Annotated in this window: 13 protein-coding genes; 4 read left to right on the top strand and 9 right to left on the bottom strand. The window is 43.2% G+C overall.

Annotation, left to right across the window (positions count from 1 at the left end; genetic code table 11):
* Nucleotides 1-145 precede the first annotated feature (145 nt).
* The 3 genes from OCV19_RS18090 to OCV19_RS18080 form a co-directional block, all read right to left on the bottom strand.
* A complete protein-coding gene (locus tag OCV19_RS18090) occupies nucleotides 146-715 on the bottom strand; it encodes a YceI family protein (RefSeq protein ID WP_065675357.1) in 570 nt (189 codons plus the stop codon).
* Nucleotides 712-1251: a cytochrome b gene (locus OCV19_RS18085; protein WP_065675358.1), complete on the bottom strand. Its 540-nt coding sequence runs from the start codon at nucleotides 1249-1251 to the stop codon at nucleotides 712-714. Before OCV19_RS18085 ends, OCV19_RS18090 begins: the two co-directional genes overlap by 4 nt.
* Before the next feature lie 153 nt (nucleotides 1252-1404).
* Entirely contained in the window at nucleotides 1405-1650 is a 246-nt protein-coding gene (locus OCV19_RS18080; RefSeq protein WP_065675359.1) for a DUF2164 domain-containing protein, read from the bottom strand.
* A gap of 252 nt (nucleotides 1651-1902) precedes the next feature.
* Here OCV19_RS18080 and OCV19_RS18075 point away from each other — a divergent pair, with 252 nt between their 5' ends.
* Together OCV19_RS18075 and OCV19_RS18070 are read left to right on the top strand one after the other, a co-directional pair.
* Complete coding sequence (locus OCV19_RS18075) at nucleotides 1903-2538, top strand: hypothetical protein (RefSeq protein WP_065675360.1); 636 nt, start codon at nucleotides 1903-1905, stop codon at nucleotides 2536-2538.
* 577 nt (nucleotides 2539-3115) lie between these two features.
* Nucleotides 3116-3853, top strand: coding sequence for an EAL domain-containing protein (locus OCV19_RS18070; RefSeq protein ID WP_083994250.1), 738 nt, complete (start codon nucleotides 3116-3118; stop codon nucleotides 3851-3853).
* A 181-nt stretch (nucleotides 3854-4034) separates the two neighbouring features.
* On the opposite strand, the gene OCV19_RS18065 is transcribed toward OCV19_RS18070, so the two are convergent.
* The 3 genes from OCV19_RS18065 to OCV19_RS18055 are packed head-to-tail and all read right to left on the bottom strand — an operon-like array spanning nucleotide 4035 to nucleotide 9234.
* Nucleotides 4035-7094 (bottom strand): efflux RND transporter permease subunit, encoded by a 3060-nt coding sequence (locus tag OCV19_RS18065; RefSeq protein WP_065675362.1) that lies wholly within the window; start codon nucleotides 7092-7094, stop codon nucleotides 4035-4037.
* Nucleotides 7091-8146, bottom strand: coding sequence for an efflux RND transporter periplasmic adaptor subunit (locus OCV19_RS18060; protein WP_065675363.1), 1056 nt, complete (start codon nucleotides 8144-8146; stop codon nucleotides 7091-7093). Before OCV19_RS18060 ends, OCV19_RS18065 begins: the two co-directional genes overlap by 4 nt.
* Complete coding sequence (locus OCV19_RS18055) at nucleotides 8146-9234, bottom strand: efflux RND transporter periplasmic adaptor subunit (RefSeq protein WP_048612522.1); 1089 nt, start codon at nucleotides 9232-9234, stop codon at nucleotides 8146-8148. Before OCV19_RS18055 ends, OCV19_RS18060 begins: the two co-directional genes overlap by 1 nt.
* A 150-nt stretch (nucleotides 9235-9384) precedes the next feature.
* Between OCV19_RS18055 and OCV19_RS18050 the strand changes: the two genes are divergently transcribed.
* The gene (locus OCV19_RS18050; protein ID WP_065675364.1) at nucleotides 9385-10128 is read left to right on the top strand and encodes a TetR/AcrR family transcriptional regulator; all 744 of its coding nucleotides are present in this window, start codon (nucleotides 9385-9387) and stop codon (nucleotides 10126-10128) included.
* A 115-nt stretch (nucleotides 10129-10243) separates the two neighbouring features.
* On the opposite strand, the gene OCV19_RS18045 is transcribed toward OCV19_RS18050, so the two are convergent.
* From OCV19_RS18045 to OCV19_RS18035, 3 genes are all read right to left on the bottom strand, one after another.
* On the bottom strand, nucleotides 10244-11515 hold the full coding sequence (locus tag OCV19_RS18045) for a DEAD/DEAH box helicase (RefSeq protein ID WP_065675365.1): 1272 nt from the start codon (nucleotides 11513-11515) through the stop codon (nucleotides 10244-10246).
* Between the two features lie 57 nt (nucleotides 11516-11572).
* A complete protein-coding gene (locus OCV19_RS18040; RefSeq protein ID WP_065675366.1) occupies nucleotides 11573-12184 on the bottom strand; it encodes an acyl carrier protein phosphodiesterase in 612 nt (203 codons plus the stop codon).
* 204 nt (nucleotides 12185-12388) lie between these two features.
* Nucleotides 12389-12517, bottom strand: a complete 129-nt coding sequence (locus OCV19_RS18035; RefSeq protein ID WP_017059831.1) for a hypothetical protein — start codon at nucleotides 12515-12517, stop codon at nucleotides 12389-12391.
* Nucleotides 12518-12964: 447 nt separating this feature from the next.
* Here OCV19_RS18035 and OCV19_RS18030 point away from each other — a divergent pair, with 447 nt between their 5' ends.
* Nucleotides 12965-14188, top strand: a complete 1224-nt coding sequence (locus OCV19_RS18030) for an aromatic amino acid transport family protein (RefSeq protein ID WP_065675367.1) — start codon at nucleotides 12965-12967, stop codon at nucleotides 14186-14188.
* Nucleotides 14189-14281 lie beyond the last annotated feature (93 nt).

The raw sequence follows: 14281 nt of genomic DNA, 5'->3' as shown, positions 1-14281 counted from the left end.
TAAAAAAGGCGCAAAGTCATTACTTTGCGCCTTTCTCTATTTCTAACTACTTGTTCTTTTTCTAACTAACCTGCTAGTTGATATCGACCAAACTTTTGATGTTTCTAAAAATGTTGATACCAGTCAGCAATTATTGATAGCTAGATTACTTCTTTACACCTTCAACGTGTAGATCCATATCTACATAGCTTGAAGCGCCCATTACTGGGATGTTGAAGTCAGCAAGCTCTAGACGAGTTGTACCAACGAAACCTGCACGCTCACCGCCCCATGGGTCTTGACCAGCACCGATGAATTCAGCTTCGATAACGATAGGCTTAGTTACACCGTGAAGTTTCAGGTCACCCATAACTTCAAGTTTGCCGTCACCTTTATCAACTACTTTTGTGCTGTTGAATGTCGCCTCAGAGAACTTACCAGCGTCGATGAAATCACCGCTACGGATATGCTTATCACGTTCTGCGTGGTTTGAATCAAGGCTTGTAGTATCAACCGTTACGTTTACTGTAGACGCTTCAACGTTGCTTTCATCAAATGAGAAGTCACCTGAGAATGTGTTAAAACGACCTTGGATAAAGCTGTAACCTAGGTGGCTAACTTTAAAGTTAACTGAAGCATGCGCACCTTTTGTATCAATCACGTAATCAGCGGCGTTCGCAGCGAAAGGCATTGCCATTGCAAATGCTAATCCTGTAGCGATAATTGACTTTTTCATTTTGAAGCTCCTATCATTTTTCGTAGCGTATCGTCTTTGTCGATAACGTGGTGTTTTATCGCCGCTAAGGCGTGCACTGATGCCATGATGATCAGTACCCATGCAGCATAGTAGTGAATCGTTCCTGCGAGATCAGATTGGTTTGCAAACAGTTCACCCATACTTGGTACAGTGAACCAATTGAATACCTCTATCCCGCGGCCGTCTGATGTTGAAATCAAATAACCTGAAATAAATAAAACCGCTAAGTTAATGTACATAAAGCCGTGAGCGATCTTCGCTGCAGCAACTTCATAGCTTTTACCTTCCACCTTAGGTGACACGGTAACCAATTTCCAAACCAAGCGGATAACGGTAACTGCAGCCAAAAGAATGCCTACCGAGCGGTGATAGTCTGGTGCTGTTTTGTACCACTCGCTGTAATATGAAAGATCAACCATCCACAGGCCTACACCAAATAAGCCAAATATTGCGAGTGCTGAAATCCAATGCATCGCTCTTGCTAAAGGGTTGTAATTTCTAACGTTGTTGTCCATGCATCTCTTCCGAATGTTAACGAGTGGTGAAGTTTTGCAAAGCGTACCCTACACCGAGTTTGTGTAACATAGTATTTACCAAGCTTTACATTGGTAACATCATTTCAAATTAAACGAGTTATTCAAATTATTTGAACAAGTTTGGGGTTAACATTAAATTTCAACGATTTGTTCAATCTCGTAAAGCTCATCAGAGATGTCTAACATCTTACGCTCCATCACCTTTTGAGCGTCTTCTATCCCCTTGTTGTAGTAGACCGCACCAAACTTTTTACTGATGAAGTCGACTAAGAATTCCGTGTCGAACTGACCGAGTTCTACATCAAGTTCATCTTGCATGTACTTTTGAAGGGCATGGGTAAGCTCAGACTTTTGCTTCGAATCTAATTGAATAGTCATGAATGTTTCCAAGTAAAGAGTAAGTAGATAAATCGTTATTAGCTAACTAGACTATAATCGTGGTAACTAACTAGAATTCCTCATAATTTAGAATACAGACCATTGAAGTGCCAGTGCTATCCATAAAATCACGTGGCAATGGCTAATTTTGATAGAGAGATCAAGAACTCACACTTTGACGATAGGTAACGGAGCCACAATTACCGTACTATTGCCCATCAATAAGATAGTAACCGTGTATAAGGGACTTCATTGTTATTAGATCTAGTGATTAAAAGCGTTAATCAATTTCAAGACGATTGCCTAAAGCTCTGTGAACGCCACTACCCGACAGTACACAATCAAGGGATCAGTGAGCACCATATAGGTAAGGCATTTGCCCGCCGGATGGAGCACACCTTCGTTAGTTTTAATCACGCAAGCAACATCAGCCCACTTGAAATGCTTTCCTCTGGCGAAACGCCTCGACACTTCCGAATATCTTCCGAAATCGGTACCGTTTGGATGATCAGTCATCATATGGTGAGTGCCGGGAAAACCTGTCGTAGAAAGTTGATGTTAGACATCCATAATTGGCAACAAGAGTATGGATTTTCCATTCAACCCAATGACGTTTTGATCATTGTCTCCGACCATTGGATTAGCCGAAGTAAAAACAGTGGTGAATTACTGCATTGGTGGATGGGTGAGCTCCCAGACGAGGTTACGGAATATAGCCAACAAGGTATCACGCTAAGAGAGAGTGATTCTCAATTCGCCACTGAGTTAAATAACAACTTTAAAATCAGCCCTTGCTTTATTAAATTTGGACACCCTTTAAAACGGTCAGGAAATCAACAACTGGTTCGTAAATACCTGCAACTTTATGCGGTACTTCAATGGCAGTAGGAATACGGGTCAACTTTTTCAATCAGTTTTGAAAGTACATTGTTAGACCTCTATCCCAATATTTTATAAAAACACATATCAAGCCCTACCCAATAATCAATCAAAGTTTATCTTCGATAAAATAATAACTTATCAGATCATCATTCATATTTTGAGAAGTAGATATCATTTATATGCAAGCGGAGCTGCTTGTTGATATTGCAACTTTGACATTCCCCCATAAACTGGGGCTTTGTCCCTACTTTTAACTGGTGTATTTACGCTGAAAGCTTATATTGATTGATGTTGATATGAGATAGATTACTCAGAGATTAAATTCACAATAGTCATTATTAATGGTGAATGATAAGTAATTTTAATGACTAATATCAATTATCATGCTGTTTTTTCGTTAATTATATTTATTTAAATATTGGCTCTACAAATGAGTTTTTATTAATTGACAATTTACTTACACCTGTCAATATTGTGACAGCCGCGACATGTACGTCCGCCATTGAATAAGCCCTCTTTACTAGCGACTATGATTTTATCAGACAGAAGTGAATTTATTAGCTGTATATCCGTAGATGCTGATATGCAGTTTATTGCGAAATACCAAGACCTGACGCTTAGAAGCGTCTATCAACCTATATTCGACTCTTCTATGACTCAAATAGGTGTTGAGGCTTTGGTGCGCATTTCAAATAACAAAGGTGATATTGTTCGTCCTGATCACTTCTTCCATTCCGACGAAACCTCAAGCACAGACAAAATCAATGTCGAGAGGCTGAGTCGAGCGATTCATATTCGTAACTTCGCACAATCTACAATCCGTCATTTACACCTATTTTTGAACGTTCTTCCAAACGTTGGGGAGTTGTTTGCTGCAGAAAAGGTCAGCGATAGCTTGTTAGCTAAACGCCTTCACGAGCTTAACCTTTCATGCGAACAGATAGTGATGGAGTTGGTAGAGTTGAATGTAGAAAGTGAAGAGCGTTTGAAGGATGCCGCCCTTTCGCTTGCGGATAATGGCTTTCAAATAGCGGTCGATGATTTTGGAACACAAGCATCAACCGAGCAGCGCGTTCGTCACATTAACCCTCATATCATCAAGATAGACCGCTCGGTTATGTTGGACTTTGAACAAGGCGACACTCGAGAAATGGAGTTAGTGCTTGATCTTGCAAACCAAATTGGCGCAAAGACTGTGATTGAAGGTATAGAAACCCAACAACAACTCGAAGCGATGCAAGGCTTAGGCTTCAATATGTATCAAGGCTACCACTTAGCCATGCCAAAGCCGATTGAGTTGGACATACGCCTAGCAATCTAGAGCCTCCCCTCAACTTACTTAAAGCCGCTTGCCCATTGGGTAGCGGCTTTTTAATGCTTATCTATTCGTACCCTCTTGCCACTTTCACTTGTTAAGACATTTCAGGACGGGACAATACGTATAAAAAAGCCCAGTCAAATTTGACTGGGCTGGCTTAAAAGAATCTGTTTTATATCAATCCCTAATAACCCGCAGTGGACGGTTTGATTCTATATAGAATAGCGAACATCACTGGTACTACTATTAGCGTTAGTACGGTAGCAAAGCCTAAGCCTGCCATGATGGTAATCGCCATCGAGCCGAAAAATGCATCGAATACCAAGGGAATCATGCCCAAGATAGTTGTTAGTGCTGCCATAGATACCGGTCGCACACGACTGATCGCACTGTCGACAACCGCTAAATATGGGTCTTTACCTGTTTGTAGCTCACTGTTGATCTGGTCAAGCAGTACGATACCGTTCTTCAAAATCATGCCACTTAGACTCAATAGACCTAAGAACGCAGTGAAGCTGAATGGCATATTAGTACCTAACAGACCAATTGAAACACCAATGATAGACAGTGGCACCGTAAACCAAATCACAAGTGGCTTACGAACCGAGTTAAACAGAAGCATAGTGATGATAAACATCAGCAAGTAACCCATTGGCAGTGAACCAAATAGAGATTCTTGTGCATCTTTAGAACTCTCGTACTCACCGCCCCAACTAATGTTGTAACCTGCTGGTAAATCGAGTGCTTCAACCTTTGGTTTTACGCGAGCAAACAAGCTAGCTGGTGTTTCATCACCCAATACATCGTGATCAGCCAGAACCGTTAACGTACGCTTTCTGTCACGACGTTGAATCAGTGGCTCAGACCATTGAAGCTCAACCCCATCGATCACTTGTTCTACAGGAATGTAGGTTTGCAGTGATGGGCTCCAGATCTTCACATTGTTTAGTGATTCAAAGTCAAAACGCTCTTCTTCAGGCAGGCGTGCCACGATAGGTAACATGTGTGTACCATCACGCAGTAAGCCGATGTTGTAACCACCAAACGCCATCTGTAGTGTCTCAGACAGATCTGTCTTTGAAATGCCAAGGCGACGTGCCTTTGATTCGTTAAACAGTGGCACGATCTCTTTGGTGCGTTCACGCCAGTCGTGACGTACATTTCGAGAGCCAGGGTCCGCCAACAGGATATCTTCTACCTCAACCGCAATGCTGCGAAGGATCTGCGGGTCTGCACCGCTAATGCGAGCTTCGATTTTTGAAGCTGGCGACGGGCCAAACTCAATCAGTTTAAATTGGAACGTAGGTTGTTCAAATTTATTGGCCAAGTCTTTGTCTAGCCCTTCTAGGACTTTAAACATGGTGTCTCGATCAGTCGTTCGCACCTGCAGTTGACTATACGCTTCGTAACTGTTCTCTGGTTGGTATGTCAGCGCAAAACGTTGCATGCCCTGTCCAACCGTTGTTGTCACAAACTCAACGTCGTCTTGCTGGCGAATGTAGCTTTCAACTTTTTCTGTCTGCTTGATCGTTTCACGAACATCGGTGCCTTCTGGCATCCACATGTCTACGTAAAACATTGGCGTGTTTGATGGCGGGAAGAACTGCTGCTTCACCATACCAAAACCGACCACAGAAACTGCTAATAGCACAACCATAGTGACTACGGTAAGCCATCTAAATCGAAGTGCTACTTTCAGGTACGCACCGAATACAACAAACAGGATGCCTTTGTATGGGTCTTCGTTCTCATCAACCTTGTCTTCTTCTTTAAGCAACATCTCGGCAAGGAATGGCGTTAGTGTTAGTGCGGTTACCCAACTCAAAAACAGTGAGAAACACAGTACCCAGAACAGCGAACCCATGAACTCGCCTGTCGCATCTTTCGACAAACCAATCGGTGCAAACGCTGTGATAGCGATAATGGTCGCACCTAACAGTGGCCATTGTGTTTGCTTGACGATGTCTTTTGCTGCTTGAAGCTTGGTTTTGCCTTTCTTCAAGCCAACCAAAATACCTTCAACGACTACAATCGCGTTATCCACCAGCATACCTAGCGCGATGATCAAAGCACCCAGCGAGATACGGTGCAGTTCAACATCGTTGTAGTCCATCAAGATAAACGTACCGAACACTGTCAGTAGCAATACTAAACCGATGATCAAACCACTGCGTAAGCCCATCGCGAACAGAAGTACGATGATAACAATTGCCACCGCTTCCACTAGGCTGATCAAGAAATCAGCAACAGACTTGTCCACTTCTTGTGCTTGGTTGTAGAAGTAATTCAACTCAACACCAGCTGGCTTAATGCTTTCTAAACGATCAAGTTCAGCATCAAGCGCATTACCGATTTCCACCACGTTTACGCCCGATGAGAACGCAATGCCTAGGTTGATTGCTGGTTTGCCATTGTAAGTTAATACGTTACCAGGCTTTTCTTGGATTCCGCGAGTGACCTCAGCGACATCTTTTAAGCGAATTAGGTTACCCGTATCTCGGCCATGAATGATTAAGTTTTCTAGCTCTTCAACTGTACTTAGCGTGCCGTTCGGTTTGATGGTTAGGCTTTGACCATTGAGCATTACCTCACCAGCCGATACCACACTGTTTTGCTGTGCGAGCAATGATGTCACTGTCGACATGTCTAGGTTTAACGCCGCTAAACGCTCAAGTGACATCTCAACGAACAATTGCTCTTGTTGGTCGCCTGCGATACTTACCTTGCCTACGCCTTCAACCAGTTCGATTTCGCGTGTGAGATAATCAGCATACTGTTTGAGCTCGACGTAATCGTAGCCATCCCCAGTAAGCATAATCATCACACCAAACACATCACCAAAATCATCGATGATCTGAACAGAGTTAACACCACTTGGTAGCGTTGGCTGTAGGTCGTTGATCTTGCGACGCATTTCATCCCATATTTGAGGAAGCTCATCCGGACCATAGTCCATCTTCATACTCACCATAATTTGAGACATGCCATTCGACGAGGTTGAGGTAATCTTGTCGATATAAGGCAGTTGTCGTATCTCTTTTTCAAGTGGATACGTCAACTCCTCTTCAACTTCCATTGACGTAGCGCCAGGGTAAGTTGAAATAATCATTGCATCTTTAATGGTAAAAGCTGGGTCTTCTAAACGGGATAGGTTGCCAAAAGACGATACACCGCCAATGGCTAAAATGACTAGAAACAGCCAGCTGATTACTTTGTTTTTTATTGAATATTCTGCGATGTTCATTCTGCTTTTCCTGACAATTGGATTCCGTCACGGAGTTTTCTTAGATTCGAGTTTACGAGTCGATCACCTTGCTCAACGCCATGAGCGATTAATGCGCCTTGGCCACTGATCTTGTCGACTTCTACTTCGCTTTTGAATGCTTGCCCGTCTTCCATTTTCCACACATAGAATTGATTCGCTTCAGAGCCCGCTTCTAGTGTTGTCATTGGTAACTGGTAGCCTTGAACATCGCTCAAGCCGGCTTTCGCCATATCCACGTTCACCGTAACGCTCGTGCCCGGCAGAATTTCACTTTCAGGCTGCTGCATCTGCATCCAAAACTCGTAGGTACGGGATTGTGGGTGCAGTTCACTGGTGTGTTCAAGATACGTCAGTGGATACTGGCCTGTGTGACCGCCAAAGGTCGCCTCAGGACGATAGCTATTTGAACGCATGTCTGGGCTAATTGACGCCAAGATCGAATCTGATACTTGAATTCGCACATACACCTTGTCGTTCTGGTACACACTCAGTAGTGTTTCTCCAGGCGTCGTGTTTTCGAACCGTTGCTTATCGACAGTTGAAACTGTTCCTGAGAACGGCGCTAAAAGTTCTGTGTAACTTAGCTTGCGTTTCGCCGCCGCCAAATTCGCCGATGCGAGCTTGTAGTTAGCCGTCAGTTGGTCGTGTTCTGATTGCGATAACATTTCGCTACCAAACATCTCAGTACCACGGGCCAACTGTTTGCTCGCCAGTTTGAATTGAGATTGAGCGTCAGTCAGATCTTGGACATACGTTGCGTTATCTAAGGTGGCTAATAACTGCCCTTTTTCGACGTTATCGCCCGCTTCGACTAATACTTGTTGAATCTCGCCTGCCAACTTAAATGCCAAGGGAGTCAATTCAGCCGGCATCACCTGCCCATTAAAACTTCTGAACTGATTAGTCAGCGGCGCGCCAACTTCAAAGGTAGAAACCAACAAAGGCGGTTGGTCACGGTGTACAGCTTCATTGTTACAGGCTTGAAGTAACAGAGCCGACGCGACAACAACTGATAATTTTGAAAGGTTCATTAAATACCGCCCTCACGAAGCCAAGCTTTTACTTGTTGTCCGTCTGATAACACATCCACACCTGCTTCAACGATAAGGTCGCCAGACGACAATCCGTCGATAACCTTGCCTTGCTCATCTAGAAGGACTTGTACTTTTGAAATCAGTTGAGAGTCAGGGTTATAACGCCATAGTTCACCATGGCCTGCGTCTTTGTTTAACCAAGCTGAATCCACAATACCAATGCCGTAGTCAGATTTACTCTTCTGAACTTCAACTTGCGCTGTCATACCAGAAAGTAGATTGATGCCTTCTGGCTTTTCGATAGACACAACCGCTTGGTAGCTGTTGGTGTCTTCATCTGGTTGCGTTGAGATTTCTTTAAAGCGAGTCGGGATACGAATGCCGCGGTGGCTGTCCATCACAACCCACATGTTTGAGCTCGTTAGGTCTTGAATAGAACGGTCTTCAAGCTTTGATACTGGAATGGAAAACGTCACATCCATTTCACTGTGATTCAAAATATTCAGTACAGGCTGCTTTTCTGCGATCAATTGATATTGCTTTCCAAACACCATCGATACCACGCCATCGAATGGAGCAACTAAGGTAGTGTAGCCAAGGTTTGTTTTTGCTTGGTCCAACTCAACTTCAGCGGCAGTAAAGGTGTTCACGGCTTGGTCGTAGTAATCGGTACTGACCAGTTTTTTCGCATACAACTCAGAAGCTTGTTTGTATTGGCTGTTCGCCAGATCAAATTTAGCTTGGGCTGCATCAACGGCAATACGGTAATCCGTTGCGTCTAATACGGCTAACACCTGACCTTTCTTCACTTCTTGTCCCATACGAACATCGAAGGTTTCTATATCTCCACCCACTTGGAAAGAAAGTGCCGCACGGTCGGTTGCATCAACCTTTGCAATGAAGCTATCAAGATCGATATCAGTCTGTTGCGGGATTTCGAACAGCTTGACTGGCTTGATTACCTGCTCATTTTCCTCTGACTGAACTTTGTCACATCCAGTTAGAGAGCCTGCGAGCAATAGTGCTGCAATAACAGCTCCCATGCGCTTGCTCGATATGGCATTGATAGACAAATTGGACTGCATGATGTCTCTCCGTTAAATTATTATGATTTATTACACAGGTGGGCAGTATATTTAATATTAAATAATTCTCAAGCTTTACTTTCCACTTGTGCAGTATTTTTTATTTCAGTAAAAACAGTGTAGAATGTGGTAATCAGGTAATTATGTGAAATGAAGATGACCGAAAAGAAGCAAGGTAGAAGAAGTGCAAAAGACGCCGAAGAGACGCGTTTTTTGATCATGAGCGTTGCCGCAGACATGTTCTGTGACTTTGGCTACGATCGTGTATCACTGCGAAACATCAGTGAAAAAGCAGGCGTATCACATAGCCTTATCCGTCATCACTTTGGTAGCAAAGAAAAGATTTGGCATGCGATAAGTGATTGTTTGCACGATTATTTTCAGTCTTACATCAGTAAGATTATGGAAGAGCTTCCAAAAGATGTTGCGCCAAATATCGCTATCTACCTGTTTAGCATGCGTCTGTTCACCAACATGATTCACTCACGTAGGCCAATGCAGCTTATTTCAGACTCTGTTCGCCAAGAAGACAACCTTGTTGATTACTTCATCGACAATGTCGGCGATGTTGAAAAAGAGATTAACGGCCTTGCCGCTGAGTACAATACAGCTAACCCAGACAAAATGATCAACATTTACGAAGTTAAATGGCAAATGATCATGTACGCAAACGGCGCTGTATGCCTCACTCCCTTTATGGAAAGCACTTGGAATGAAGGCGATATGGTCACCTCTCCTGAAGATGTTCTACTTAAGCATTGGCAGCTTTTCAACACGCAGATGGTCAGCAAGTTCAATATTGATGAAGAGTGGGTTCTAAACCCAACCTCGATTGAAGAGCTGATTTATGAAGTGCCATGTGAATGGAAGTGTAACCAGGAACATAAAGCTTAATCGGGTTCATACCCATGATGAGCTTATAAGATACAAAAACGCGCCGTTACAGAAGTCACTGTAACGGCGCATTTTTATATGTATAGATCTTTAAACTGGAGCTTTGTCCAGCTTGTTAACGACGTGCTTTACCGCGGTTTTGGTGAATCTTAAGCTTCGCTTTCATCTTACGTTTTTCTGATGAACGGCTTTTGCTGCGACCACCACGGTCGGGCGCTAGATCTTTTTCAAGGCTTGGTTCAAAGCCCTCTAGCCACTCTTGAGGCAAGCGCGTATCAAGTAATCGTTCAATGTCACCCAGTAGGTAGGCTTCGTCCTGACTCATCAACGAGATCGCTAAACCGCTGTTGCCCGCACGACCAGTTCGTCCGATACGGTGAACGTAATCTTCTGCTTTGAATGGCATATCATAGTTCACAACTTGTTCTAGCTGCTGAATATCAATACCACGAGCTGCCACGTCGGTTGCGATCAACGCACGAACTTTGCCTGACTTGAAATCGTCTAGTGCTTTTTGACGCGCACCCTGGCTCTTATCGCCATTGATTGATGCCGCTTTAATGCCGTCTAACTTAAGCTCTTTAACGAGAGCATCGGTGCCCTGCTTAGTCTTAGTGAACACCAACACTTGTTGCCAGTTTTTTGAACCAATCAAATACGCTAATAGCTCACTTTTACGCGACCTATCTACCGGGTAAACCATCTGTGTTACGGTTTCAGCGGTGCTGTTTTTTGGAGTAACTTGGATTTCACTCGGCTTCTGCATCATACGGTGTGCAATCGCTTTGATTTTGTTATCAAACGTTGCAGAGAAGAACAGAGTTTGACGCACTTCGTTCATGCGAGAAAGAATACGCTTGATGTCAGGCATGAAGCCCATATCTAACATACGGTCAGCTTCATCCAGTACCAGTACTTCCGTATGGCTCAACATGATGTTTCTAGTGAACATGTGATCAATAAGGCGACCTGGCGTCGCGACAAGAATATCTGCGCCACCGCGTAGGTTATCAGTTTGCACCTTCATGCTAACGCCGCCGTAAGCCACCACGACTTTAATGTCGGTGCCCTTTGCGTAGCTAGTTAAGTTATCGAAAACCTGTTGTGCCAACTCACGAGTTGGTACTAATACAAGCGCACGAACGAGCTTAGGGTTCGGAATAACGTTGTCTTTCGTCTCGATTAATCTTTGAATAATCGGTAAACCAAACGCAGCCGTTTTACCTGTACCCGTTTGAGCACCAGCCAGTACATCTTTGCCTTCTAATACCAATGGAATCGCTTGTTCTTGAACACTGGTAGGAGCCGTAAAATTAAGCTCAGACAACGTGGCAAGAAGATGCTCAGATAATCCTAGTTGGTTAAAAGATTTTGTAGATTCAGACATAGTATGATGCTCAAAGATTAAATAGGCGCGGATTGTAGCAAACCTGCATTACGCTGTTTACCTTTCCTTTTGATTTTTCTTCATTTGAAGCGCATTAAACTGCTTAGCTTCCTCTAAAACATTGGGATAAAGCTCATTGAAGTGACACTGCAACGTATCATAGTGACGTTCGAGGTCATCGTAACATGCCTCGAGCATACCGAGCTTGGGCCTTCTCAACGCCATTCGCTGCAATACCACCTCTATTGATGACATGTCTTGATAGCTCTCTAACCATCGATGCTCAGCCATTTTCTGATGAACCATAACGAAATTTTCTGGCCAGTGTGGCTCTTGATGTTCAAAGATCTGCTCATGGCTATCGAAACAAAAACGTTCTAATGTCTGCTGTGAAAACTGAGCCCAATGATTAGCTAAGCAGTGATCCCAAAATACATCGAGTGCGATAGGCGCAAAGCGTCGTGTTTGGTCTGAGAAAAGTGATTTTGCAGAACGAGATACATCATGGCGATCAGTATAGCTATCAACAAATCGATGAAGCCTAATACCGTCAGAAAGGGAATCAGAATAGTGTTTGTTAGGGTCGCCTTTAACAAAATCACCCAACAGGTTACCTGCTAAGTTGCTGTCACAGTGCTTGGCGATGTGAAGGTGTGCGAGAAAGTTCATTGAACCTCATTAAAGTATCGAGAACTAAGTAACATGGTAAACGCACTCGTTTGTCTTCGCGAACTTTAATGAGGATAGTTTTGGTATGACGTGTGAGCGAATAAGATTTGCTCAGTTTAGAATTGTTTGCTTTGAGAAGCTTTAGCTAAGAAAACTTTTAGCTTTAAAACGTTTCGGTTGAAACTGAATTAAAGATCTTAAAGCTTAGTTCGAAGACTTGAAAAGCTCTTCTGCTAACTGTTTCACTGTCTGTTCATAGTCAGACAAATCAATGCCAATTTCCATAGCATCTAACAACTCTAGACTTTCGTCATTATAAGATTGGTCACTCATTGTGCCCCCTCTATTCCTTGATGTGGACATGATGTCCTATTAACTAGTGCACCATCTTGGACTTATATTATGTCACTTTGATGAACGCACTCTACTCTACCCATTCCATATTCATAGCTTAAAGCTACTCGCGATCATTTACGCTTTTTTACGCTAAAGGGGTATACGCGAACGACATATGTACTGCCACCTTACACCAAGTACAACAAATTACTCTATAAATTTTGAAGCCGGTCATGGTCAAACGTTTGCTTTACTCATTTAAATGCTGCCACGCCCCTTCAATGTAAAAATTAATTTACAGTGGATGTTTTTAATTACATTAGGCATTGCATTTGGAATTAAACTCAATCAGAATACTTCAAAATCGAGATATTCTTTGGGTTTATGCGCTTAAGCTAGAAGAATTACAATGAAAACACACCCTAACGTAAAGAATTATATACAATGAATAAATCAAAGGTTTTTGGTAGTACTTTGATCATTGCAGGCACAACCATTGGTGCTGGCATGCTCGCTCTTCCACTTGCTTCTGCAGGTATTGGCTTTTCAACTTCACTTTTCTTGATGCTGGGTTTATGGGCGTTAATGGCTTTTACTGCGCTATTAATGGTAGAGCTTCACCAATTCGCAGAATCTGACGCTACCCTACACACGTTAGCTCATACCATTTTAGGGACAAAAGGAAAGTGGATTGCGAGCTTCGCGGTGATGTTTCTTTTCTACGCTCTGTGTGCGGCATACATAGCTGGCGGCGGTGCGCAATTTAACCAACGAATTTCGGATATCGCGGGTATCGAACTCAATGCTCAAATCACCACGCTTCTATTTACCCTATTAGTTGCCGGTGTTGTGACGATTGGTACACACAGTGTTGATAAAGTTAACCGCGTTTTATTTGGCTTAAAGCTTATCGCAATGGTGTTGGTACTTAGCTTCCTAGCGCCAAACATTACCTCTCAATACTTAATGAGCATGCCTTTACAGCAAGGCCTGATTGTTGCGGCGATTCCGGTTGTGTTTACCTCTTTTGGTTTCCACGGCAGCATCCCATCAATTGTTCGATACCTAGATGGTGACGTTCGTTCTTTACGTAAGGTAATGATTATTGGCTCGGCACTGCCTCTGGTTATCTACGTTTTCTGGCAAAGTGTTACTTTGGGTGTGATTAGCCAAGAGCAATTACTATCTGATACAAGTTTGGGCGCGCTATTAGTCTCACTATCGCAAACGGTTCATCAATCCAACCTAAGCGTGATCGTCGGTGTATTCGCGGACCTTGCACTGCTGACATCTTTTATTGGGGTGAGCTTGGGCTTATTTGAATTCATGGGCGACTCACTGAGCAAGAAACTAGATAACGCAAAACGTGTTAAGACAGCTGCTATCACCTTCTTACCGCCACTGGGTTTTGCCTTATTTTACCCACAAGGCTTCATCATGGCTTTAGGCTACGCAGCCATTGCACTTTCAGTGCTCGCGATTCTGTTACCAACAGTGATGGTCTACAAGGTTCGTTACACTGATTTCTCTGTCAAACCTCAATCTTCAGAAGCCAGTTACCAAGTGTTAGGCGGTAGCAAAGCGTTGTTTTTAGCAGGTAGCATTGGCGTATTTATCATTGCCATTCAAGTTCTTATTTCAGTAGGGTTACTGCCTTCTTTGGGCTAATAAACCTATACAGAACTAATTTACTTGATCCAGATCTCATAAATAACATGTCACTATCATTAATTTTCACAATTAGTCGATTGAAGTCACATT

The organism is Vibrio celticus (assembly GCF_024347335.1).
GTDB lineage: Bacteria > Pseudomonadota > Gammaproteobacteria > Enterobacterales > Vibrionaceae > Vibrio > Vibrio celticus.
Note: the sequence above shows the minus strand (reverse complement) of the source record. Positions and strands in the feature narration are given on the sequence as shown.

Coding starts and splice junctions, on each gene's coding strand:
- OCV19_RS18060 (WP_065675363.1), bottom strand. CDS start 8,146: ATGAACCTTTCAAAATTATCAGTTGTTGTCGCGTCGGCTCTGTTACTT.
- OCV19_RS18065 (WP_065675362.1), bottom strand. CDS start 7,094: ATGAACATCGCAGAATATTCAATAAAAAACAAAGTAATCAGCTGGCTG.
- OCV19_RS18040 (WP_065675366.1), bottom strand. CDS start 12,184: ATGAACTTTCTCGCACACCTTCACATCGCCAAGCACTGTGACAGCAAC.
- OCV19_RS18055 (WP_048612522.1), bottom strand. CDS start 9,234: ATGCAGTCCAATTTGTCTATCAATGCCATATCGAGCAAGCGCATGGGA.
- OCV19_RS18030 (WP_065675367.1), top strand. CDS start 12,965: ATGAATAAATCAAAGGTTTTTGGTAGTACTTTGATCATTGCAGGCACA.
- OCV19_RS18090 (WP_065675357.1), bottom strand. CDS start 715: ATGAAAAAGTCAATTATCGCTACAGGATTAGCATTTGCAATGGCAATG.
- OCV19_RS18035 (WP_017059831.1), bottom strand. CDS start 12,517: ATGAGTGACCAATCTTATAATGACGAAAGTCTAGAGTTGTTAGATGCT.
- OCV19_RS18045 (WP_065675365.1), bottom strand. CDS start 11,515: ATGTCTGAATCTACAAAATCTTTTAACCAACTAGGATTATCTGAGCAT.
- OCV19_RS18080 (WP_065675359.1), bottom strand. CDS start 1,650: ATGACTATTCAATTAGATTCGAAGCAAAAGTCTGAGCTTACCCATGCC.
- OCV19_RS18050 (WP_065675364.1), top strand. CDS start 9,385: ATGAAGATGACCGAAAAGAAGCAAGGTAGAAGAAGTGCAAAAGACGCC.
- OCV19_RS18085 (WP_065675358.1), bottom strand. CDS start 1,251: ATGGACAACAACGTTAGAAATTACAACCCTTTAGCAAGAGCGATGCAT.
- OCV19_RS18070 (WP_083994250.1), top strand. CDS start 3,116: ATGCAGTTTATTGCGAAATACCAAGACCTGACGCTTAGAAGCGTCTAT.